20 protein-coding genes are annotated in these 22,239 nt (G+C 71.8%); 15 read left to right on the top strand and 5 right to left on the bottom strand.

The genetic code is table 11. The features are described from left to right. Positions 1–5 precede the first annotated feature (5 nt). Genes ACIRD8_RS32550 through ACIRD8_RS32540 form a run of 3 tightly spaced genes read left to right on the top strand, consistent with a single transcriptional unit; the run spans position 6 to position 2,534 of the window. Complete coding sequence (locus ACIRD8_RS32550) at positions 6–536, top strand: nuclear transport factor 2 family protein (protein ID WP_403999645.1); 531 nt, start codon at positions 6–8, stop codon at positions 534–536. Positions 537–574: 38 nt separating this feature from the next. Then, the gene (locus ACIRD8_RS32545) at positions 575–1,279 is read left to right on the top strand and encodes a hypothetical protein (protein WP_403999643.1); all 705 of its coding nucleotides are present in this window, start codon (positions 575–577) and stop codon (positions 1,277–1,279) included. A gap of 19 nt (positions 1,280–1,298) precedes the next feature. Beyond that, positions 1,299–2,534, top strand: coding sequence for a lytic murein transglycosylase (locus ACIRD8_RS32540; RefSeq protein WP_403999640.1), 1,236 nt, complete (start codon positions 1,299–1,301; stop codon positions 2,532–2,534). A 4-nt stretch (positions 2,535–2,538) separates the two neighbouring features. Here the strand turns inward: ACIRD8_RS32540 and ACIRD8_RS32535 are convergent, their stop codons facing one another. Further along, positions 2,539–3,600 carry an ATP-dependent DNA ligase gene (locus tag ACIRD8_RS32535; RefSeq protein WP_403999637.1) on the bottom strand — a complete coding sequence of 354 codons (1,062 nt, stop codon included), beginning with the start codon at positions 3,598–3,600 and terminating at the stop codon, positions 2,539–2,541. 95 nt (positions 3,601–3,695) lie between these two features. Here ACIRD8_RS32535 and ligD point away from each other — a divergent pair, with 95 nt between their 5' ends. After that, entirely contained in the window at positions 3,696–4,709 is a 1,014-nt protein-coding gene (ligD, locus tag ACIRD8_RS32530) for a non-homologous end-joining DNA ligase (protein WP_403999792.1), read from the top strand. Then, on the top strand, positions 4,706–5,788 hold the full coding sequence (locus ACIRD8_RS32525; RefSeq protein WP_403999634.1) for an ABC transporter permease: 1,083 nt from the start codon (positions 4,706–4,708) through the stop codon (positions 5,786–5,788). The genes ligD and ACIRD8_RS32525 overlap by 4 nt, the downstream gene beginning before the upstream one ends. 12 nt (positions 5,789–5,800) lie before the next feature. On the opposite strand, the gene ACIRD8_RS32520 is transcribed toward ACIRD8_RS32525, so the two are convergent. Beyond that, positions 5,801–8,041 (bottom strand): OmpL47-type beta-barrel domain-containing protein, encoded by a 2,241-nt coding sequence (locus ACIRD8_RS32520; RefSeq protein ID WP_403999631.1) that lies wholly within the window; start codon positions 8,039–8,041, stop codon positions 5,801–5,803. After that, on the bottom strand, positions 8,038–10,482 hold the full coding sequence (locus ACIRD8_RS32515; protein WP_403999628.1) for a ThuA domain-containing protein: 2,445 nt from the start codon (positions 10,480–10,482) through the stop codon (positions 8,038–8,040). The genes ACIRD8_RS32520 and ACIRD8_RS32515 overlap by 4 nt, the downstream gene beginning before the upstream one ends. A 285-nt stretch (positions 10,483–10,767) precedes the next feature. Here ACIRD8_RS32515 and ACIRD8_RS32510 point away from each other — a divergent pair, with 285 nt between their 5' ends. Then, positions 10,768–11,757, top strand: a complete 990-nt coding sequence (locus ACIRD8_RS32510; protein ID WP_403999625.1) for a multicopper oxidase domain-containing protein — start codon at positions 10,768–10,770, stop codon at positions 11,755–11,757. Between the two features lie 16 nt (positions 11,758–11,773). Here ACIRD8_RS32510 and ACIRD8_RS32505 read toward each other — a convergent pair whose 3' ends face one another. Together ACIRD8_RS32505 and ACIRD8_RS32500 are read right to left on the bottom strand one after the other, a co-directional pair. Further along, the gene (locus tag ACIRD8_RS32505) at positions 11,774–13,954 is read right to left on the bottom strand and encodes a DEAD/DEAH box helicase (protein WP_403999622.1); all 2,181 of its coding nucleotides are present in this window, start codon (positions 13,952–13,954) and stop codon (positions 11,774–11,776) included. Between the two features lie 95 nt (positions 13,955–14,049). Continuing rightward, positions 14,050–14,829, bottom strand: a complete 780-nt coding sequence (locus ACIRD8_RS32500; RefSeq protein ID WP_403999619.1) for an IclR family transcriptional regulator — start codon at positions 14,827–14,829, stop codon at positions 14,050–14,052. Between the two features lie 199 nt (positions 14,830–15,028). Here ACIRD8_RS32500 and ACIRD8_RS32495 point away from each other — a divergent pair, with 199 nt between their 5' ends. The 9 genes from ACIRD8_RS32495 to ACIRD8_RS32455 all read left to right on the top strand — a co-directional run bounded on the left by ACIRD8_RS32495 (position 15,029) and on the right by ACIRD8_RS32455 (position 22,217). Next, entirely contained in the window at positions 15,029–15,139 is a 111-nt protein-coding gene (locus tag ACIRD8_RS32495; protein ID WP_403999616.1) for a putative leader peptide, read from the top strand. Between the two features lie 154 nt (positions 15,140–15,293). Then, complete coding sequence (locus ACIRD8_RS32490; protein ID WP_403999613.1) at positions 15,294–16,337, top strand: ABC transporter substrate-binding protein; 1,044 nt, start codon at positions 15,294–15,296, stop codon at positions 16,335–16,337. Further along, positions 16,334–17,347 carry an NrtA/SsuA/CpmA family ABC transporter substrate-binding protein gene (locus ACIRD8_RS32485; protein WP_403999610.1) on the top strand — a complete coding sequence of 338 codons (1,014 nt, stop codon included), beginning with the start codon at positions 16,334–16,336 and terminating at the stop codon, positions 17,345–17,347. Before ACIRD8_RS32490 ends, ACIRD8_RS32485 begins: the two co-directional genes overlap by 4 nt. Then, the gene (locus ACIRD8_RS32480) at positions 17,344–18,183 is read left to right on the top strand and encodes an ABC transporter permease (RefSeq protein ID WP_403999607.1); all 840 of its coding nucleotides are present in this window, start codon (positions 17,344–17,346) and stop codon (positions 18,181–18,183) included. Before ACIRD8_RS32485 ends, ACIRD8_RS32480 begins: the two co-directional genes overlap by 4 nt. Then, a complete protein-coding gene (locus ACIRD8_RS32475; RefSeq protein WP_403999604.1) occupies positions 18,180–18,956 on the top strand; it encodes an ABC transporter ATP-binding protein in 777 nt (258 codons plus the stop codon). Before ACIRD8_RS32480 ends, ACIRD8_RS32475 begins: the two co-directional genes overlap by 4 nt. Next, positions 18,957–19,853: an ABC transporter substrate-binding protein gene (locus ACIRD8_RS32470; RefSeq protein WP_403999601.1), complete on the top strand. Its 897-nt coding sequence runs from the start codon at positions 18,957–18,959 to the stop codon at positions 19,851–19,853. A 5-nt stretch (positions 19,854–19,858) separates the two neighbouring features. Then, positions 19,859–20,932 (top strand): LLM class flavin-dependent oxidoreductase, encoded by a 1,074-nt coding sequence (locus ACIRD8_RS32465; protein WP_403999598.1) that lies wholly within the window; start codon positions 19,859–19,861, stop codon positions 20,930–20,932. 146 nt (positions 20,933–21,078) lie between these two features. Further along, positions 21,079–21,867: a VOC family protein gene (locus ACIRD8_RS32460; protein WP_403999595.1), complete on the top strand. Its 789-nt coding sequence runs from the start codon at positions 21,079–21,081 to the stop codon at positions 21,865–21,867. A gap of 98 nt (positions 21,868–21,965) precedes the next feature. Then, positions 21,966–22,217, top strand: coding sequence for a WhiB family transcriptional regulator (locus tag ACIRD8_RS32455; protein WP_403999592.1), 252 nt, complete (start codon positions 21,966–21,968; stop codon positions 22,215–22,217). Positions 22,218–22,239: the final 22 nt, after the last annotated feature.

The following is a 22,239-nucleotide window of genomic DNA, read 5'->3' as shown; positions in this document are numbered from 1 at the left end:
CACCGATGGCACGGGTACCCATGACGACCGATCCGCTGCGGACGGCAGCGGTCGCGCTGACGGTCGCGGCCGCCGTCGCCGCGGGCTGGGGAGGCTGGTCGCGCTACGAGGCCGCGCACGACGGATCGGCGGCCTACGCCCAGGCCCGCGACGACGCCCTGGCGGCGGGGGAGCAGGCCGTGCAGAACATGAACACGCTCGACCACGCCCGGCTCGCCCAGGGACTGGACAGCTGGGAGGACTCGACCACCGGTGATCTGCACAAGCAACTCGTCGACGGGCGCGACGCGTTCGTCAAGCAGATCGAGGCCGCGAAGACGGTCAGTACCGCCGAGGTCCTGTCCGGAGCGGTGACGGAGCTGGACGACCGGGCGGGGAAGGCGGGCGTGATGGTGGCGCTGCGGGTCACCGTGACCGCCCCCGAGGGCGAGCCCGCGGTCAAGGAGAGCCGGATGCTGGGGCAGCTCACCCGTACCTCCGGGGGATGGAAGCTCAGCGCCCTCGGCCAGGCACCCGTCGGCAACACCGCCGGCTGACCCCGCCCGACCGCCCCGCCTTCGAGAGGACCACCGACATGTCGACGACCCGTCACCTCGTCAACCGCCGCCGCCGGCTGGCCACCGTCGCCGCGACGGCAGCGCCGCCGCGCACGACCGCGAGCCCGCAACCGGCTCCCGAAGCGGTCACCGAGGCCGAGGCCGAGACCAGTACCGGAACCGAGCCCGAGCCCGCCGACGAAGCGCCCCCGCGCAGACGTCTGCCCCGCCTGCGCATCCGGCTGCCCGCCGTCCTCTGCGCCGCGACGCTGCTCCTCGGCGCGTTCGCCGCCTGGTCGTTCACCTCCGCCGCCGCGCTCCGCGACGAGCCGGGCCGGCAGAACACGGCGCTCACCGACATCGGCAGCACCAGCGAGGTCAAGGGGCAGATCACCGAGGCCGTCGGAGGGGTCTTCTCCTTCACCTACGCCTCGCCCGGGAAATCCGACCTCGCCGCCCGGAAGTACCTGACCGGCAAGGCGGTCCAGCAGCACAAGGACATGCTCGCCGAGGTACGCGCACAGGCCCCGAAGCAGAAGCTCGTCCTCACCACGACCGTCACCGGGAGCGGCGTCGAGTTCCTCGACGGCGACCGCGCCAGGCTGCTGGTCTTCGCCGACCAGAGCAACACCCGGACCGGCAAGGAGGAGGAGACGACGTACGCGGCCGCCATGTTCGCCGTGGACGCCGTCCGCCGCGGGGACACCTGGCGGATCGCGGCCATCGACACGTTCACGCGCTGACCCAGGAGAGGCAGGACACATGAGGTTCGACGGAACCATGCGCCGCGGACTCACCGGCACTGCCACCGCGGTCGCCGCCATGGCAGCGCTGACGGCCTCCCAGGCCCCGGGGCTCACGGGCGGCACCGCCGCCGGTGACATGAAGAGCGTGGCATCGGACGAGGTCGTCTGGACCGAGGTGCCGAACGACGACAGCTACCACACCGAGCTGCCGCCCCTGCGGTCCCCGGAGCCGCCGAGGAGCACCGGGAAGAAGCCCGCCCCGGCGGCCGTGGTGCAGTCCTGGGCGGAGGCGGGAATCCCCGCCACCGTCCTCGCCGCCTACCGCGACGCGCAGCGGACGCTCGGCAGGACCGACCCCGGCTGCCACCTCCCCTGGCAGCTGCTCGCGGCCATCGGCAAGGTGGAGTCCGGCCACGCGTCGGGCGGCCGGGTGGACGCGGCCGGCACCACGCTCACCCCGATCCTGGGACCGGTCCTGAACGGAGCGGGCTTCGCGAACATCCCGGACACCGACAACGGCGTCCACGACGGCGACACCAGGTACGACCGGGCCGTCGGCCCGATGCAGTTCATCCCCTCCACCTGGGCGCACTGGGGCAAGGACGGCAACGGCGACGGACGCGCCGACCCGAACAACATCGGTGACTCGGCCCTCGCCGCGGGCCACTACCTCTGCGCCGGGACCCGCGACCTGTCCGTACGGGCGGATCTGGACAGGGCGGTCCTCAGCTACAACCACTCGGACACCTATCTGCGTACGGTCCTGTCCTGGCTGGAGTTCTACCGCAAGGGCGTCCACCCCGTCGCCGACGGCAAGGGCGTGGTCCCCAAGAGCCCTGGCGCGGGAAGCCCCCACGCCCCCAAGGCCCCGGTCGGCGGCCCCGGCAGCCCGAGCGACCCCGGCAAGGGCGGTGGCATCGTCGTCGGCCCGCAGCCCAGCGCCACGCCGTCCCCCTCCACCTCGCCGAAGCCCACCCCGACGGACTCCGGCAGCCCGGACCCCGGCGGCTCCCCGAGCCCCACGGACCCGACCCCCGGCCCCGATCCGACGGACAGCGGCTCGCCCGACCCCACGACCACCCCCGACCCCACCACCACACCGGACCCGGACCCCGGCACCACGGATCCGACCACGACACCCGGCCCGGACCCCACCACCGAACCGCCCTGCCCGACGCCCTCGGCGGACACCGACCCCACCGCTCCGACGGACACCCCGTCCGACGAGCCCTGCCCCACCCCATCCGCCTGACGGGTCAGCGGCCGTCGAGCACCTCGGAGAGGTCGTACCGCACCACTTCCTCCAGCTGCGCGTAGGTGCAGTCGGTGGGGGTGCGGTCCGGCCGCCACCGCCGGAACTGCGTGGTGTGGCGGAACCGGTCGCCCTCCATGTGGTCGTACGCCACCTCGCAGACCCGCTCCGGCGCGAGCGCCACCCAGGACAGGTCCTTCTTGCCCGACCAGCGGCTCGGCGCGCCCGGCAGCCGTGAGCCCTCGTGCGCCGCGGCCTCCCCCCAGGCCGCCCACGGGTGTTCCGCGGGGTCGACGCGCAACGGGTCGAGCTCCTCCAGGAGTTCCGCCCGCCGCTTCATCGAGAAGGCCGCGCACACCCCCACGTGCTGCAGGGTGCCCCCGGCGTCGTACAGACCGAGCAGCAGCGAGCCGACCACCGGGCCGCTCTTGTGGAAGCGGTAGCCCGCCACCACGCAGTCCGCGGTCCGCTCGTGCTTGATCTTGTACATGACCCGTGCGTCCGGCCGGTACGGCAGATCGAGCGGCTTGGCGACCACCCCGTCGAGCCCCGCCCCCTCGTACCGCTCGAACCACTCCCGCGCGAGTTCCGGGTCCGTGGTGGACGGGGCGAGATGGACGGGCGGCGAGGCGCCCGCCAGGGCCTCCTCCAGGACCGTCCGCCGTTCGCTCTGCGCGGTGGCGAGCAGGGACGTGTCGTCCAGCGCGAGGATGTCGAACGCGACAAAGCTCGCCGGGATCTGTTCCGCCAGCATCCGCACCCGGGAATCGGCCGGATGGATGCGCTCGCTCAGCCGGTCGAAGTCGAGCCGCCCCTCGTACGGCAGGACGATCTCGCCGTCGATCACGCACCGCGGCGGCAGGTTCTCCCGTACGGCGGTCACCACCTCGGGGAAGTAGCGGGTGAGGGGCTTCCCCGTCCGGCTGCCGATCACCACCTCGTCGCCGTCCCGGTGCACGATCGCCCGGAAGCCGTCCCACTTCGCCTCGTACTGCATACCGGGGGGAATCGTGGACACGGACTTGGCGAGCATCGGCTTCACAGGAGGCATCACCGGCAGGTCCATGGCCCCGATTCTCACGCACCGCACGGAGCACGTCCTCCGATATGCGGCATATGTGGGCCCGGCCTACGGTGTCCGACATGGGAGCAGGAGCAGCGGTGGAGCTGGACGTGGACGGACGGGCCGTACGGCTGTCCAATCCGGACAAGGTGTACTTCCCGGAGAAGGGCTACACCAAGAAGGACGTGGCCGACTATTTCCAGGCCGTGGGTCCCGGGATCCTCCGCGCCCTGCGCGAGCGGCCGACCACCCTCCAGCGCTTCGTCGACGGGGTCGAGGGCGAGTTCTTCTACCAGAAGCGGGCACCGAAGAACCTCCCCGACTGGACCCCCACCGCCCGGATCGAGTTCCCCAGCGGCCGGCACGCCGACGAGATGTGCCCCACCGAACTGGGCGCCGTCCTCTGGGCGGCCAACCTCGGCACCCTGACCTTCCACCCCTGGCCCGTGCGCAGGGCGGACACCGACCACCCCGACGAACTCCGCATCGACCTCGACCCGCAGCCCGGCACCGATTACGCCGACGCGGTGAGGGCCGCCCACGAACTGCGCGCGGTCCTCGACGACCACGGACTGCGCGGCTGGCCCAAGACCTCCGGCGGGCGCGGCATCCACGTCTTCGTCCCCCTCGTCCCGGAGTGGACGTTCACCCAGGTCAGACGCTCCGCCATCGCGGTGGGACGGGAGCTGGAGCGCAGGATGCCGGACCGGGTGACCACGGCGTGGTGGAAGGAGGAGCGGGGCGAGCGGATCTTCGTCGACTACAACCAGACGGCCCGCGACCGCACCATCGCCTCCGCCTACTCCGTACGCCCCTTCCCGCACGCCCCGGTCTCCGCGCCCCTGCGCTGGGAGGAGATCGACGACGCCGAACCCCGCGACTTCGACCTGCGCACCATGCCCGTCCGGTACGCCGAGGTGGGCGACCTGCACGCCGACATGGACGACCACGCCTTCCGCCTCGACCAGGTGCTGGAGCTGGCGCGACGGGACGAGCACGAGCACGAGCTCGGCGACCTGCCCTATCCGCCCGAGTACCCGAAGATGCCCGGCGAGCCGAAGCGGGTGCAGCCCAGCCGCGCCCGGCACGACACCGACGACGCCGGCGCATGAGTACGGACGAGCGGCCCGGGCATCCTCCGCACGGCGAGCACGGCAGGCCGCCGACCCGGGCCGAGAAGTGGGCGTCGTACAAGGAGTCCCCGTACGTCCCCGCCTTCGTACTGCTCTTCATCCTCGCCGCCGCGGCCGGGCTCTTCGCCGGTTCGTACACCTGGACGATGGCCGATCCGACACCGCGCCACATCCCCGCGGCGGTGGTCGGCGGCGTCCAGGCCGAGGGCGGGAAGGAGTTCATCGCGGGGATGGAGAAGGCCCTCGACGCCTCCCTCCAGCTGCGCCCGTACGCCACCCGGGCCGCGGCGCGCCAGGCCATGGAGGAGCAGAAGGTCTTCGTGACCCTGCGGCCGGACGGGCAGCGGGTGGCCATGGACATCGCCGGGGCCGCCGGGGCCACGGTCGCCCAGCTGCTCGCGGAGACCGGGGCGAAGGTCGCGAAGGAAACCGGGGTCCCGGTCACGATCACGGACGTCAAGCCGCTCCAGAAGGGGGACCCGCGCGGGCTGGCGCTCTTCTACATCTCCCTGGCCGCCGTCATCGTCGGATTCGTCGGAGCCATCCAGCTCAGCGTGCACGCCAGAGCGCTCAATCCGTTCGAGCGGATCGTCTTCACGGTCGCCTACGCCCTGCTGGGCGGCTTCTCGATCGCCGCGGTGGTGGACTGGCTGATCGGCGCGCTGGACCTGCCGTTCGTGGAGTCCTGGCTGATCCTGGCGTTCACGATGTTCACGTCGGGCATGGTCTTCACCATGTTCAACACCATCATGGGGCGCTGGGCGATGCTCCCCACCTGGGGACTCATGGTGCTGCTGGGCAATCCGTCGTCCGGCGGCGCGGTGTCCTGGCCGCTGCTGCCCTCGGTGCTCGGGCACATCGGGCGCTGGCTGCCGCCCGGGGCGTCGGTCAACGCCCAGCACACGGCGGTCTACTACCAGGGCCACCAGTACGCCTTCCCGTTCCTGGTGCTGGCAGGCTGGTCGCTGGTCTCCTGCACGGTCTTCTGGGTGTGGCGCCACCGGCACCCAGGAGGCCGTGACCGCATGCCGGAGCATGCGGCCACGGCCGCCGTCTGAGCGCGCCCCTCCCTACAACTCCTTGATACGGATGTCGCGGTACGAGATCACGTCCGAGGTGCTGTGGACCTGGAGCCCGATGTAACCGGAGGCGTACCGCCGGCCGTCGGTGCCCGGGTCGTCGCCCCGCGGCGGCTCGAAGAGCTGGCCGCCGTCGTTGTCGAACTCGTTGAGCAGGACACCGTTGCGGTAGACCTGGTAGTGCTGGTCCACCACCCGGATCTCGTAGTCGTTCCAGGTGCCCTTGGGCGTGACCCCGGCGCCGCCGAGGCCGACCCGGTCGAACCCGTAGACGGATCCGGTCTTGTACATGTCGCCGTCCGGCCGGTCGTTGACCTGGATCTCATGGCCGTACTTGATGGCGACCCACTCCGGACTCGACTCCTCCGGGTGGTCGTGGACGTTCGGGAAGCGGACGAAGACCCCGCCGTTGGCGTTGCCGGCCTCCGGGGCGTCGTCCCGCCACTGGAGCTTCAGCGAGAAGTCCCCGTACTGCCGGGACGGGAACCACAGCATCCCCATGCCGTCCACCGTGGTGGAGCTGGTGATCGAGCCCTCCTCCTCGTTCAGCCCGAACTGTCCGCCGCCGACCTGCTGCCACTTGGCGAGGGAGCCGGCGGTGCCGTCGAAGAGCTTGCGGTAGCCCTCGTCCTGGCCCGGCTTGCCGATGCCGGACTGCTTGGCCGCCTTGTAGATCTTCTTCTGCTCACGGGCGTCGACGACCCCGTCGGCGAGCAGCTTGTCCAGGACCTTGTCGACGTGCTTGAGGAACAGGGCGTGCGAGGACCAGTCCTTCTCGTCCTCGATCAGCTCGTTGATCGTGCAGCGGTTGCCGGTCAGCCGGTTGGGAACACCGGTGTCGACCGTGCCGACGATGACGGTCAGCCGTTCGTCGAACTCGGGGCAGTTCGGTGCCGGGACACCGCCGCTCTGCGCGACGGTGAAGGAACTCCGCTTCGCCTCGGAGGTGTTGCCCGCCTTGTCCGTCGCCCGGTGGGCGAGCGTGTGGTAGCCGACACGGTCGACGATGACGGGGGAGGAGTACGCGAGGTACGGCCCGCCGTCGAGGGAGTACTCGACCTTGTCCACGCCCGAGTCCGCGTCGGTCGCCTTGACCGTGGCCTCGGCGCTCGTGATGAACGCGCCGTCCGAGTTCTTGTCGCCCGTCACCACCACGGAGGTCTCCGGCGGTGTCTTGTCCTGCGACGGCGGCTCCACGACGGTGAAGTCGACCGCCTTCTCCTCCGCCGCGTTGCCCGACCTGTCCGTGGCGCGGTAGCGGACCGTGTGGGCCCCGGCCTCGTGCACCATCACGGGCGCGGTGTACGGCTGCCAGGCGCCGTCCGCCCCGAGCGCGTACTCGATGGTGTTGACGCCCGACCCGGTGTCGGACGCGGTCACGGTGACCGTGGCCATCCCGAGGTAGGCGCCCGCGTCGTCCTTCTCACCCGATACGGTCGCCGAGGTCTCCGGCGGTGTCTTGTCGTCCGTCGGCGGCGCGGCGACCGCGAAGTCGACGGACTTCTCCTCCGCCGCGTTGCCCGACTTGTCGGTGGCGCGGTAGCGAACGGTGTGCTCGCCCACCTCGTTCACCACGACGGGTGCGGTGTACGGCTGCCAGGCGCCGTCGGCCCCCGTCGCGTACTCGACGGTGTCGACGCCCGATCCTGCGTCGGTCGCCGCCACGGTGACGGTGGCCTGGCCGATGTACGCGCCGTCGGCGTTCTTGTCGCCGTCCACCGTGGCCGAGGTCTCGGGAGCGGTGGTGTCCTCACCGCCGCCACCGTCCTCGGTCACCGTGAGGATGCCCTGCATCGAGCCGTGACCGGGGATCGTGCAGTGGTAGAAGTACCGGCCCGGCGTGAGGGTGACCTCGACGCTGTGCTTGCCGCCCTCGCTGTCACCGGGGTTGGCCAGGATGTTGACGGCCACGTCGTTGTTGAACTCGGGGTCCGACACGCTGAAGGTCAGCGTGTGCGGCATGCTCGTCGTGTTACCCGTGGCCGCGCTGTTCTCGAAGACGATGGTCGCGGCGCCGGCCACCGCGGTCCTGGGCGCCGTCAGATAGTGGTCGATGGGGTCGCCGGCGGTCCAGTTGAGGACCTGGTCGGCCGCTGCCGCCGCCCGGTCGTCGTCGCGTCCGTACGCCGCCGTCGACGCCAGTCCGAGGACCATCAGGAACGAACCGAGCAGGGCGAGCCACCACCGGGCGGGCCCGTACCGCCCTCGCGCGAGGAGTGAAGGGTGTCTCACTGCGCTGCCGCCTTCCTGGCCAGGTCTGCGGCGGCCGGGGTCGGACCGCCGCCCTTGTACGTCACGCGCCACAGCGCGGACTTGGAGTCGGAGGTGAAGAAGCCCCGCCCGTAGTCCAGGACGTAGAGCGAGCCGTCCGGGGCGAACTTCCAGTCCATGAGGTTGCGGATACCGTCCGCGCCGACCGGGATGATCTTCTTCAGGGACTCGGCGTGGGTGGGCAGGCCGCCCTTGCCGACCGTCTTCGGGTCGGTCAGCACGGCGTGCCGCGGCTGGGTGTCGTCGTAGAAGTCACCGACGAACCACTTCCCGTCCCAGTACGAGGGCCACTTGGCCTCGCTGGTGCTCGCCGCGTCGTAGCGGTAGACCGGGCCGTTCATCGTGGCCTGGCCGCCGCCCTTGAGCCAGGGCAGGAGCTCCTTCTGCTCCTCGACCTTGTAGCTCGGGATGCCGTTCTCGTCGCGCGGGTAGTCGACGCCGCCGCCCTGGGGCGAGTACCAGATGGTGTTGCCGGTCACCGGCGGCAGCTTGACCAGGCCGTCGTTGTTCGGCGACTCGTTCTTCGGCGCGTCGCAGTCGTACCAGCCCAGCGGCTTGGCCGGGTCGGGGAGGTTGCGGTCCCGGTAGGGCTGCTTGTTGCCCATGCAGTACGGCCAGCCGTGGTTGCCGGCCTTGGTGATCGCCGCGAACGTGTCGTACTTCGCGGGGCCCCAGGTGGTGCTGGGCGCGCCCGCGTCCGGGCCGACCCAGCCCGCGTACAGCGTGTCGGTCGACTTGTCGATGGAGATGCGGGCCGGGTTGCGCACGCCCATCACATAGATCTCGCCGCGCGTCTTGCCGCCGCCCTCGTCCGGCTCCTTGCCGGTGAAGAGGTTGCCCGCGGGCAGGGTGTAGGTGCCGTCGTCCTCGGGGTGGATCCGCAGGATCTTCCCGTTGAGGTTGTTGGTGTTGCCCGCGGTGCGGCGGGCGTCGGCGAACGACACGCCCTTGTAGTTCGGCTGCGGGTTGTTGCCGGAGTAACCGTCGCTGAAGCCCGACGAGTTGTTGTCACCGGTGGCGATGTACAGGTTCTGCTTCGAGTCCCAGGCCATCCCGCCGCCCGCGTGGCAGCAGCTGTGGATCTGGACCGGCCAGGACAGGAGCACCTTCTCGGAGGCCAGGTCCAGCTTGTTCGTGGCGTGGTCGAAGGTGAAGCGCGAGACCTGCCGCACCGCCATCTGCTTGTCGCGGTCGATCTTCGCGTGCGGGGTGTAGTGCAGGTAGACCCAGCCGTTGGTGGCGAAGTCCGGGTCCAGCTCGATCCCGAGCAGACCCTCCTCCACCTTGACCAGCTCGTCGCCGCCGCCCTTGTTGCCGAAGACGCTCAGCTTGCCGGCCAGGGTGACCTTCTTCGTCGCCGGGTCGTAGACGTGGATCTCGCCCTCGCCCTTGCCGACGTTCGGGTCGTTCCAGTCGGTGACCACCGGCACGCTGCTGTCCGCGCCGCCGCGCCCGATGTAGAAGACCCGCCCGTCCTTCGCGGTCACCAGGCCGTGGGGCTCGCCGATCTGGTCGTTCTTGCCCGGCTGGTTCGGCTGGGTGAGCCGCTCGGCCGTGTAGTTGGAGTCGATGGTGGCCTTGCAGTCGGCCTGCGACAGACGGCTCGTCCAGGCCAGCGCGCCGCGCAGGTGGTCGCGGAAGTCGGTCTCGGCGAAGCTCGCCGCCGTACCGCCCATGGCGGTGTAGAAGGAGCGGCCGCCGTCGTAGTCACGGCACCAGGAGACCGGGTGGTCCCAGCCGTTGGCGCTCTTGCCCGGGCTGTAGGTGAGCTCCCGGACGCGGGCCACGGTGTGCACGTCGCCCGACGGGTTGTCCTTCCAGTTCAGCCAGTTGTCCGGGTGCTTCCACTCCAGCGGGAGGTTCTTCGTCGCCGGGTGCTGCCGGTCGCCGATCTCCACCGTGGCGCGCTGCACGTCCTTCGGGCTGTCCGCCGCCGGGCGGGCGCCGACCAGGCCGGTGAACCAGTCGGAGTACGGTTCGGTGCGTGCCGCGTCATGGATGCCGAGGAAGCCGCCGCCGGCCTCCATGTAGGCCTCCAGACCCGCCTCCTGCTCCGGGTCGAGCACATCGCCGCCGCCGGTCAGGAAGACGACCGCGTTGAACGTGCCGAGCTTCTTGCCGTTGGTGAAGACCCCGGCGTCGTCGGTGGCGACGGTCTTGAAGCGCCCCGCCTCGGGGCCGCTGAGCCCGATCTTCTCGATGGCCGCGATGCCCGCGTCCACGGTCGGCGACTCCTCGCCCGCCGAGGCGTGGAACACCAGGACCTTGACATTGGCCCCGCCGGGCGGCGTGGGAAGGGACAACGTTGTCGCCATCCGTTCCTTCAGCCCCGGATCCGGATAGGGGCTGGCGGTGGCCGCGTTGCCGCCGAGCAGGGACGCGGTCAGGGCACCCGCTGCCACGGCCGCCGCGATACCGCGGCGCGATCTGGACCTGTGATGTGGTGTGCGCTGCATGTGGTCACCCACCCCTCTTGGTCACTTCTCCGGTCACTTCCTCGTCACCGCACCTCTGTGGTCACTGTGACAGCGCACGAAGCTAGACCTCTTTTCGTGGCTCGCCAATAGGTATGGCAGCAATCGAACGAACTTTGTCCTGAGTGTGGATAAACCAACGGCCCCCGGCTACCGTGTGGGCCGTCCAGGGGAGCAGCGCGTCAGTTTCCTTCTCGCAGTGGGGAGTTCGACATGGACCGAAGGACCTTCAACCGCCGGATGCTGGTGGGCGGCGGAGTGGCGGCGGCCACCGGGGTGACATCGATGTCACTCGGTGCCGTGCAGGCCACCTCCGCGGAGAACCCGGCGAAGACGGCCCCGGCCGGCGGAGCGGTCCGCCATCTCAAGCTGTACGCGGAGAAACTGGCGGACGGTCAGCTCGGATACGGCTTCGAGAAGGGCAAGGCGTCGGTCCCCGGCCCGCTCATCGAGATCACCGAGGGCGACACGCTGCACATCGAGTTCGAGAACACCACGGACGTCGACGCCAGCCTCCATGTCCACGGCGTCGACTACGACATCGCGAGCGACGGCACCCGGATGAACCGCAGCCATGTCGAACCAGGCGGCACCCGCACCTACACCTGGCGCACCCACACCCCCGGCCGCCGCAAGGACGGCACCTGGCAGGCGGGCAGCGCCGGTTACTGGCACTACCACGACCACGTCGTCGGCACCGACCACGGCACGGGCGGCATCCGCAAGGGGCTGTACGGGCCACTCGTCGTACGCCGCAAGGGAGATGTCCTGCCGGACAAGACGATCACCATCGTCTTCAACGACATGACCATCAACAACAAGGCCGCCCACGAGAGCCCGAACTTCGAGGCCACCGTGGGCGACCGGGTCGAAGTAGTGATGATCACGCACGGCGAGTACTACCACACGTTCCACATCCACGGGCACCGCTGGGCGGACAACCGGACGGGGCTGCTCACCGGACCCGACGACCCCAGCCGCGTGGTCGACACCAAGATCTGCGGGCCCGCCGACTCCTTCGGCTTCCAGATCATCGCGGGCGAACACGTGGGTGCCGGCGCCTGGATGTACCACTGCCACGTCCAGAGCCACTCCGACATGGGGATGGCCGGCCTGCTGCTCGTCGCCAAGGCGGACGGCACGGTGCCGGGCTACGACCCGCCGCACCACGCCGCGGGCGCGGCGGAGGCGCACGAGCACTGAGTCCGGCCCGTCCGGCTCAGACCCCGGCCGCCATCCGCTGCTGCTCCTCCTCGACGATGCGCCGGGCGAGAGCCCCGTCCGACACGTCGACGGCGTCCGGCGTCGCCTCGGCGACATCGCTGCGCCGTGCGTACGCGTCGAAGAGCCGGTCCTTGCGCGCCAGGATGTCCAGCAGCCGCTGGTCCACACTGTCCGCCGCGAGGAGCCGGTGGACCCGTACGGTTCGTATCTGCCCCATGCGGTGCGCCCTGGCCACCGCCTGGTGCTCCATCGTCGGCTTGATCTGCGGCTCGCACAGGATGACCACCGACGCCGCCTGGATGTTGAGTCCGACGCCGCCGGCCTGCACCTGGCTCAGCAGCACCGCGTGACCGTCCACCGCGCCGAAGGAGTCCACCAGCTCCTGCCTCCGGGCGGCGGGCAGCCGTCCGGAGACCGGGCCGAACACCCCGTCGCCCAGGGCCTCCTGGACGGTCCGGAGCACCTCGCGGAAGTACGAGAACACCACGACCTTGAGCCCGTTGACCTCGGCCTCCGCGACCAGTTCACGCAGCCGGATCAGCTTCGCAGAGGTCTCGGGGCGGGCGTACGCGGCGCGGCGCATCCGCATGAAGTGCCCCGAACCGACCGCCTCGCGGTACGCCTCCAGGTCGGCCGGCGAGAACTCCTCCCACTCGTCGGCCCGTACCAGCGCCGGGAGTTCACCCAGCACGTCGTCCTGGTTCCGGCGCAGATAGGCGGGGGCGACGGCCCTGCGGAACGCGTGCGAGCCGGCGACGCCGTGCGTGGCGGTGACGAGGGGTGCCAGCTCGGGCCGCAGCTGCCGCACCAGACTCCGGAACTCCTCGACCCGGTTCTCCATCGGGGTGCCGGTCAGGAACAGCACCCTCTCGGTGTGCCCGGTCCAGCCGTTCACGGCCCGGGAGCGCCGGGTCCCCGGGTTCTTCACGAAGTGGGCCTCGTCCACCACCACCATGCCGGGCCTGACCCCACAGCCAGGGCCCTCCGGCAGCGTGTACAGCGCGTCGAAGGTGGTCAGGGCGACCCCGCCCCGGTCGCGCCACTCGTCGAACGCCTCCTGCCGCTCGGGGCCGTGCACCGTCACGGCCCGCAGCGTGGAGCGGGCCGTGATCTCCCGCCGCCAGTTGATCAGGACGCTTGCCGGGCACACCACCAGGAAGTGCCGCTCGCCCCCGGCCGCCAGATGGGCCAGCGCGGCGATGGCCTGCACGGTCTTGCCGAGCCCCATCTCGTCCCCGAGGATCACCCGCTTCTGGGCCAGCGCGAAGCGCGCGCCGAAGGACTGGTAGCCGCGCAACGACACCCGCAGGTACGTGTCGTCGAGCCGCAGCCCGCGCACCCGGTCCGCGATCCCGGCGGGCAGGAACCCCTCGGCGGCGTCCCGGTCCGGTCCGCTGCCGGACAGCTCGGCGAGCAGGCTGTAGTACTCGGCGGAGCGCAGCTCGAAATCGACCCAGGCCTCCGCCTCCGACGCGGGACCGCGCAGCAGGTCGACGGAGACCTGCCCGAACAGGGTCCGGAGCCCGCGCGAGTCCGCGTCCTGTGCCACCGCCCGTACGGAGGCGACCGCGGCAGGGACCCGGGCGCCCGCCGCCCGCCCCGAGAACAGCATCCGCAGCCGGCTCCGGGCCGGTGCCGCCGTGAGGAGCAGGGGTTCCAGCTCCGCGGTCAGACGCCGGGCGGCATCGACCGCCCGGCGCACGTCGGGGCCCGCCTCCACCAGCCGGTGGAGGGCGACGAGCAGCGCGTCCGTCGCCGCGTCCGAACCGTCCATGTCTATCCGTACGGCGACGGTGTCCCGCACCGCGTGCGCGATCTGCCGTGCGGCTGCCAGCGCCTGGTCCGCGGTCTGCGCGCCGACCCCGGGGATCTGCCGGAGCTCGTAACGCCCGGCTCCGTGGACCCGGCCGACCGTCGTGTACCCCGCCTGCTCCAGCGCGCCGAGCCGCAGCCGGCCCTCGGTGACGTCCGCCAGCCGGGAGGCGGGGATGGAGGCCAGTTCGAGGCCGACGAGGGAGTCCAGCACGGGTGCGAGCGCGGCGTGTGCGGCCCCCACGGCACCGTGGTGGTCATCCAGCACCGCGCGGGCCGTACCGGCGAGTGCCTGGGCGTTGTCGAGCAGCTCACGTGCGGCTCTTCCCGTGGGCACCCTGCCCGTGGGTCCGGCCTGATTCATCTGTGTCCCTCTGTCCCCGCCGCCCCTCCGTGACCGGCGGCTTCGCCCTCCCTGGCGCGTCCCATCGTGCCACGGTCAGAGGGCGGCACCGCCCCTCACAGGGCGGGCGCCCTGCGCTCCGCCGGGGTCAGCAGCAGTACGCCCAGGGCGCGCGCGCAGGACCGGGCCTCTTCGAGGAACCAGTCCGTCCGTTCGTCCGTGATCACGGACGGGGTGGCGCGCACGGCGAGCGCGAAGCGCGCGTAGCCGGCCCCGTCCAGCACGGGGACGGCCAGGGTGCGCACCCCGAGCGCCGACTCTCCGTCGTTCAGCGCGTACGCCGCGGTCCGCACGCGCGCCAACTCTGCCTGCAGCGCGGCGGGTTCGACGATCGTACGGTCGGTGAAGGCCGGCAGCGGGAGCGCCGCGGGGCCGCTCTCGCCCGGCCGCGCCCAAGCCAGCAGCACCTTGCCCAGGGCCGTCGAGTGCAGGGGCCGGCGCAGCCCCATCCGCGGGGTGACCGAACCACCCGCGACGATCACCGCGTGCGGGCCGCTGCGCAGGGCCAGATCGGCCGTCGCACCCGTGCGCTCGGCCAGGTCGGTCAGCTCCGGCGCGGCCAGATGCAGCCCGCGCTGGTGGTACGAGAGCCGGCCGAGCTCCGTCACCGCGGGGCCCAGCCGGTAGCGCGCGGTGCGCGCGTCCTGCTCCAGGAAGCCCGAGCCCAGGAGGGTGCGGGCCAGCCGGTGTGCCGTGGAGGCGGAGAGCTCCAGGCGCCGGGCGAGGTCGGAGGCGCTCAGGTCGGGGCCGTTGTCATGGAAACAGTGCAGGACGTCCAGCGCGCGCTGGACCGCCTGGGCGCCGCCCGGGGTGCGCGCCGCCGCTGCCTCGCTCATGCCGCTCTCGCTCTCCGCTCGTGGGACGTGCCGTCCACCTCCATGGTCTCCACATTACGGGAGCTCATAGATCGCCAAACCCTGCTGTGCAACACGCTGTTCATGCTGGGTCCCACATGGTGGGAGAAAGCTTGTGGGCGGGCGTGAGCCCGTGGCAAGGTGCAGTCCTCGTCACCGGCGTACGGAAAGGAGCAGTGCCATGGCAGGCCTCGGTGCCACGCCCTCCGGCAGCTCCGCTCCGGTCACCCTCGCCCTCACGCTGCGCCGTCACATCGACCTGGCACGCGTCTCCAGCGCCGTCTGTCGCTGAACCTCCGCACCACTCCGGGCCGCGCGCACCCCGCTGACGCGGCCTGCCCCGCCCCCCGGCTCCCGCCCCGCTGCCCGCGTGCCCCATGCGCCGCGGCCCGCGGCCGCCGGGCGCGGGCCCATCCCTGCTTCGCCCACCCCTCCGGGAAGAGTCCATGACGCGTTCCGCCGTGCTGCCCAGCACACTCTGGTTCACCCGCTGTCCCGTACCCACCGCGACGGGCATCGCCGCCGACCGGCACTGGCTCAGCGAGGAGTTCGCCCCCGACGGCATCACCGTGCGCTCCCTCCAGGACGCCGCTCCCGACGCCGACCGTGCCAGCCACTACACCCACGCCCTGCCGGGCCTGTTCCGTGAGGGCGGCAACGTGCCCGCCCTCTGGGCCCGTTCGCGAGGGGAGGCGACCCGGCTCATCGGCCTCACCTGGATCGAGGAACGGCAGGTCGTGCTGGTCGCACCCGGATCCGGGATCAGGGGCGCCCACGCCCTGCGCGGACTGCGGCTCGCCGTGCCCTCCCACACCATCGCCATCGACTTCTGGCGGGCCATGGCGCTGCGCGGATTCGAGGGCGCGCTCGGCAGCGCCGGCCTCGCCCTGCACGACGCCGCCCTCGTCGACGTACCCGCCGACGCGCACGACGGGCAGTGGGCCGCCGAACTCGCCGCGTTGCGGCGCGGTGACGTGGACGCGGTGTACGTGAAGGGCGCGGTCGCCGTCGAGGCCGCCCGCCGGGCCGGGGCCGAGGTCGCCGTCGAGCTCGACGAACTGCCCGACCGCCGGTTCCGCGTCAACAACGGCACGCCCCGCCCCATCACCGTCCACCAGCGGCTGCTGGACGACCACCCCGGCCTCGTCGACCGCTTCCTCGCCGTCCTGCTCAGGGCGGCCGACTGGGCCACCCGGCACCCCGCCGACGTCGACCGCATCCTCGGCGCCGAGACCGGGGCGGGTGCCGACGGAGTCGCCGGCGCCTACCGCCCCGGCACCCACCTCACCCTCCACCCCGACCTGTCGCCCGAGCGCCTCGGCCTGCTCGCCGAACAGGAGGCGTCGCTGCGCGCCCACGGCTTCCTCCCGGAGCCCGTCGACGTAGCCGCCTGGGCCGACCCCGAGCCGCTGAACAGGGCCGCCGCCCGCGCAGGCCTCCACCCCGTCCCCTCGCCCGCCCGCGAACCCGAAGGACCGCTGTCCGTATGAACCAGCACCGATCAGTCCGTACGACGATCGCCCCCGCCCTCCTCGCGGTCACCGCGCTCGTGGCCCTCAGCGCCTGCGGCACCTCCGAGGCCGACAGCGCGGCCGGCGCCGAGGACACCGTCACCGTGCGCATCCCCGACCCCGGCAACTCCGGCGTCCTCGCCCTCGGCAAGAAGGACGGCAGCCTCGACAAGGCGCTCGGCGAAGCGGGCGCCAAGGTGGAGTGGACCGGCAGCGCCGGCCCCTTCGCGCCCGCCGCCCAGGCCATGAACGCGGACCAGCTCGACTTCGCCACCGGCTCCATCACCTCCGGCATCACCTCGCTCGCCCAGCGGCCCGGATTCAAGTTCTTCACCGCCGTCGACCCCGACGCCGCGGGCGAGGGCATCCTCGTCCGCGACGGCTCCGGCATCGGCTCCGTCGCCGACCTCGTGGGGAAGAAGGTCGCCGTCAACCAGGGCGGCACCGGCGAGTACCTGCTCCTGAAGGCGCTCGCCAAGGCCAGGATCCCGGCGGACAAGGTCCAGCGGGTCTATCTGCGCCCCGACCAGACCGCCGCTGTCTTCAACGCGGGCAAGGTCGACGCCTGGGCCGTCTGGGCCACCTACGCCGTGGCCGAGATCGGCAGCGGCAAGGCGCACTTCGTCGCGGACGGCGCGGCCATCGGCTCCGACAACTACAGCCTGAACGCCGTACGGACCGGCTTCGCCGAGAAGCACCCCGAGGTCGTCAAGGCGCTCTACGGATACCTCCACGCGGCCAGCGCCAAGGAGAAGAAGGACCCCGCCGCCTATCTGAACGTCTTCACCGACGTCGGCCCCACCGCCGTCACCGGCAAGGCCGAGGAGGTGCAGACCGGGTTCACCGCCCAGGGCGGCACGGTCGACCCGATCGGCCCCGAGGACATCGCCCGCTTCGAGGACGTCGCCGCCTTCTACGCCGAACAGAAGGTCACCAAGAGCAAGGTGGACATCGCCGCCCACCTCCTCGACGTCGAGAAGCTGACATGAGCGCGGTCTCCGAGGCGGCCGCCGCCGAGGGCCTGGTCACCCCACGCCCCGCGCTCCGTACGGCACGCGGCCGCCCCTTCGCCCTGACCGTGCGCGCACTGGGCCCGGTCGCCCTGCTCGCCCTGTGGTGGGTGGCCTCGGCCACGGGGGTGCTCACCCCCGACGTGCTGGCCTCGCCCGCCGAGGTGCTGCGGGCCGTGGGCGAGCTGTGGGGCAACGGGCAGCTGCCCGACGCGCTCACCACCTCGCTGACCCGCTCCGGCATCGGTCTGCTGATCGGCCTCGCCGCCGGGCTGACCCTCGGCGTCGTCACCGGGTTCACCAGGATCGGCGACGAGCTCCTCGACTCCTCGCTCCAGACCCTGCGCACCATCCCCTTCCTCGCCCTCGTACCGCTGTTCATGGTGTGGTTCGGGATCAACGAGACGGCCAAGATCCTGCTCATCGCCGTCGCCACCACCTTCCCCATGTACGTGTCCACATCGAGCGGCGTGCGCAACACCGACCCCAAGCTCGTCGAGGCGATGCGCAGCTTCGGCATGGGCCGGCTCGCCGTCGTCCGGGAGGTCGTCCTCCCCGGAGCGCTGCCGTCCCTGCTCGCCGGACTGCGCCTGTCCATGACGCTCAGCGTGATCGCCCTCATCGCAGCCGAGGAGATCAACGCCACCGAGGGCATCGGCTACCTGATGTCCCAGGCGCAGAGCTACGCCCGGACCGACATCCTCGCCGTCTGCATCCTGATCTACGGCCTGCTCGGGCTGGCCGCCGACATCGTCGTACGGCTGCTGGAGCGCGTCCTGATGCCCTGGCGGCCCTCACGGGGAGGCACCCGATGACCACCGCCGACACCGCACGTCCCGCGGTACGCGTACGCGGACTGCGCCGGGTCTTCGGCACCCGGGCCGTGCTCGACGGCCTGCGACTCGACATCGCCCGGGGCGAGTTCGTCGCCCTGCTGGGCGCCAGCGGGAGCGGCAAGACCACCCTGCTCCGCATCCTGGGCGCGCTGGACCGTGCCGACGGGGGAGAGGTGCTGGTCCCCGAGGCCCGCACCATCGTCTTCCAGGAGCCCCGCCTCGTACCGTCCAAGAAGGTCCTCGCCAATGTGACCGTCGCCCTTCCCCGCAGCCGTGCGCCGCACGGGCTGCGGGCCCTGGCGGAGGTCGGTCTCGAACGGCACGCGGGAGCCTGGCCCGGCACCCTCTCCGGTGGCGAGGCGCAGCGGGTGGCGCTCGCCCGCGCACTGGTGCGGGAGCCCGAACTCCTGCTGCTGGACGAGCCGTTCGCCGCGCTGGACGCCCTGACCCGGCTGAAGATGCAGGACCTGGTGGGGGAGCTGTGCCGCAAGCACCGCCCCGCGGTCCTGCTGGTCACCCACGACGTCGACGAGGCCGTACGGCTCGCGGACCGCGTCGCCGTCCTGCGCGACGGGAAGCTCGTCACCGACGAGTACGTCGACGTCGACAGGCCCCGCGACCCCGGCGACCCGGCGTTCGCCGCACTGCGCCGCCGGCTGCTCGACGACCTCGGGGTCGACACGGGCCCCGGACCGCGGCCCGCCTCCCAGCTCTCACCCTCTCCCACACCTTCCGAAGCCGGAGTGATCTGAATGACCGTCACCATCGGGGTCCACAGCAGCAACCCCTCCCTCTACCACCTGTACCACCTCTCCCGTCTGGGCTTCGCCCAGGAGGAACTGGCCGCGCTCGACGAGACGGTCGCCTTCTTCCCGTACACCAACGGGGTCCGCACCGGCGAGCTGCTCACCCAGGGCGTCATCGACTTCGGCGGCACCGGCTCGACCCCGCCGGTCACCGCGCAGGCGGCGGGGCACGACCTCGTCTACACCGCAGTCTCCGCCCCGCGCCCGGACCACGGCGCGCTCCTGGTGCCCGAGGACAGCCCCGTCCGCACGGTCGCGGACCTCAAGGGGAGCACCGTCCACCTCGCGATCGGGTCCTGGCAGACCCACCTGATCGCCAAGGCCCTGGACGACGCCGGGCTCTCGTACGCCGACGACATCACCGCCGTCCGCAGCAACGGCGGCAGCGAGCGGCTGCTGCGCGCCGGGGAGATCGGGGCCTGGGTCGCCCAGGGGCCCGAGCTCGCCGCCGCCCGACGGACCGGCGGGCTGCGCACGCTCGTCGCCACCGGGGACGTGATCTCGGACCGCTCCGTCTTCTTCACCCGGCGCGACTTCGCCGAGGAGCGCCCCGAGGTCGTCGAGGCGCTCACCCGGGCTCTTCGGCGCGCCGACGACTGGGCGGCGGCCAACCCCCGCGCCGCCGCCGAGATAGCCGCCGCAGACCTGGGCGGGAGCGCCGACGACTGGGAGACCGCGCTGCGCGCCCTGCCGTGGAGGATCGAGGCCGTGAGCGACGCGTTCCTCGCCGAACAGCAGGAGGCCGCCGACATCTTCCACCGCACCGGCTTCATCGACCGGCCCGTCGAGGTCGCCACCGCCCGGGCGCGTGTCACCGGCTCCGCCGAGCCGAAGGCGGCCTGAACACCGTGGCGGTCGAAGTCCTCTGGTACATCATCCCGCGCGAAGGCGCCTACCCCTGGGAACCCGAGGGGCGGCGCACCGCCGACCTCGGCTATCTCAGCCGGCTCGCCGGAACCGTCGAACAGCTCGGGTACAGCGGTGCCCTGCTCGCCACCGACCTGTACGACGTCTGGCCCCTGGGCAGCGCCCTCGCCGCGTCCACCAGCACCCGGTTCAAACCGCTGCTCGCCGTCCACCCCGGGCTCATCTCACCGACCCTGCTGGCCAAGATGGCGCTCAGCTTCGACCAGCTCTTCGGGGGCCGGTTGCGCTTCAACGTGGTCAACGGCTCCACGAAGTCGCTCCAGGAGTACGGACTCCACGTGGAGCACGACGAACGGTACGCGCTCAGCGCCGAGTACTGGTCGATCGTGAAGCGGCTGACCGCGGGCGAGGTGTTCGACCACAAGGGCCGCTTCTACGACCTGAAGAACGCGGGTGCCTCGTTCCGCGACCTGAAGCCGGTGCAGGCCCCGCACATCCCGCTGTGGTTCGGCGGCTCGTCCGACCCGGGGATCGAGATGGCGGCCGAACACGTCGACGTCTTCCTCACCTGGGGCGAACCCCCGCACCTGCTGAAGGAGAAGCTGGAGAAGGTCCGGGCGCGGGCCCGCGCCCACGGCCGCACCCTGCGCATCGGGCTGCGGCTCCACCTCATCGTGCGCGACACGGAGGACCAGGCCTGGGCCGCGGCCGACCGCCTGCTGGACGTCACCAGCGAGGCGACGTACGCCCGCATGCTCGGGGACCGGGCCGGTGAGGAGGGCGTCGGCTGGCAGCGTCAGTTCCGGCAGCACGGCGGACGCGTCCCGGCCCGTGCGCGGGAACTGGAGACGCACCCCAACATGTGGCCGGGCATGAGCCTGTTCCGGCCGGGCCCCGGCACGGCGGTCGTCGGCTCGACGGCCCAGGTCGTGGAGCGTCTCAAGGAGTTCGAGGACCTGGGTGTCGACACCTTCATCCTGTCCGGGAACCCGCTGCTGGAGGAGGCCTACCGGGTCGCGGAAACGGTGCTTCCCGCGCTCGGTGTCAGGCGCTGAGCCCCCGCCGGCCGGGCTTTCCGACAACCGCGGCCCGGCCGGCGGGCCGGGCTGCGGTTGTCGGACCCCGGTGCAAGACTCGGAGGGTGAGGGATGTCCGGCGTGCACGAACACGCGGGACACGGAATCCGCCCGAGGAGCACACCATGCTCGACCCGTCCTTCGTCACCGGCGCCCCCAACTGGATCGACCTCGGCACGCCCGACATCGATGCAGCCACCACCTTCTACCGCGGCCTCTTCGGCTGGGAGCTGGTGCCCGGTGGCCCCGAGACCGGTGGGTACGGGATGTACCAACTGCGGGAGAAGACCGTCGCCGGTGTCATGACCGTGCCGGAGGAGCAGGGCAAGCCCGCCTGGTCGGTCTACTTCCAGACCCCCGACGCCGACGCCACCGCACGGACGGTCGAGCAGGCCGGGGGCACCGCCGCGTTCCCTCCGATGGACGTGCTCGACTACGGGCGCATGGGCGGCTTCACGGACAACACCGGAGCGTACTTCGGCGTCTGGCAGCCCAGGGCGAACACCGGCCTCGGCATGATCATGGAACCGGGCGCGCTGATCTGGTCCGAGCTGTACACCCCGGACGTGCCCGCGGCGGCGGCGTTCTTCCACACCGTCTTCGGATGGCGGACCGACGAGATGTCGTACCCCAGCGGCACCTACACGATGATCCAGCCCGCCGACGGCGAGGGCGTCGACTCCTCCTTCGGGGGCATCGTGCCCGTCGACTCGGTGCCTGGCCAGGCCGCGGCGGGGCCCCACTGGCTGCCGTACTTCGCGGTGGACGACACCGACGCGACGGTCGCCGCCACGGAACGGCTGGGCGGGCGGGTCACCATGCCCGCCACGGACGTCCCGGAGGTCGGACGGATCGCCACCTTCACCGATCCCGCGGGCGCGGCGTTCGCGGTGATCAAGCCCGCTCCGATGTAGCGGGGACCGGGCCGGCCGGGGAGAGCCGGACGCCGTCCCGCCCGGGCGTTGAACTTTCGTTGATCACTTGTTTATCGCGGCCTGGCACGCTGGGCCGCATGCCGATCAACACCATGACCGACGAGCTCACCTGGCAGGAGACCGCCCTGTGCGCACAGGCCGGGCCCGAGTTCTTCTTTCCGGCGCCGGGAAGCTCCACCCGTGAGGCCAAGCAGCTGTGCAACGCCTGTGAGGGCCGCGTGGCCTGCCTGGAGTACGCACTCGCCCATGACGAGCGCTTCGGTGTCTGGGGCGGGCTCTCCGAGAAGGAGCGGGAGCGGGTGCGCAGAGGCCGGTCCGAACGCGGCTGAATCCCGCGACCTGCGAGGCCCT

Source organism: Streptomyces sp. NPDC102451, assembly GCF_044765485.1.
In the GTDB taxonomy this organism is placed as follows: Bacteria; Actinomycetota; Actinomycetes; order Streptomycetales; family Streptomycetaceae; genus Streptomyces.
The sequence above is the reverse complement of the archived record's forward strand: the minus strand, read 5'-3'. Positions and strand labels throughout refer to the sequence as shown.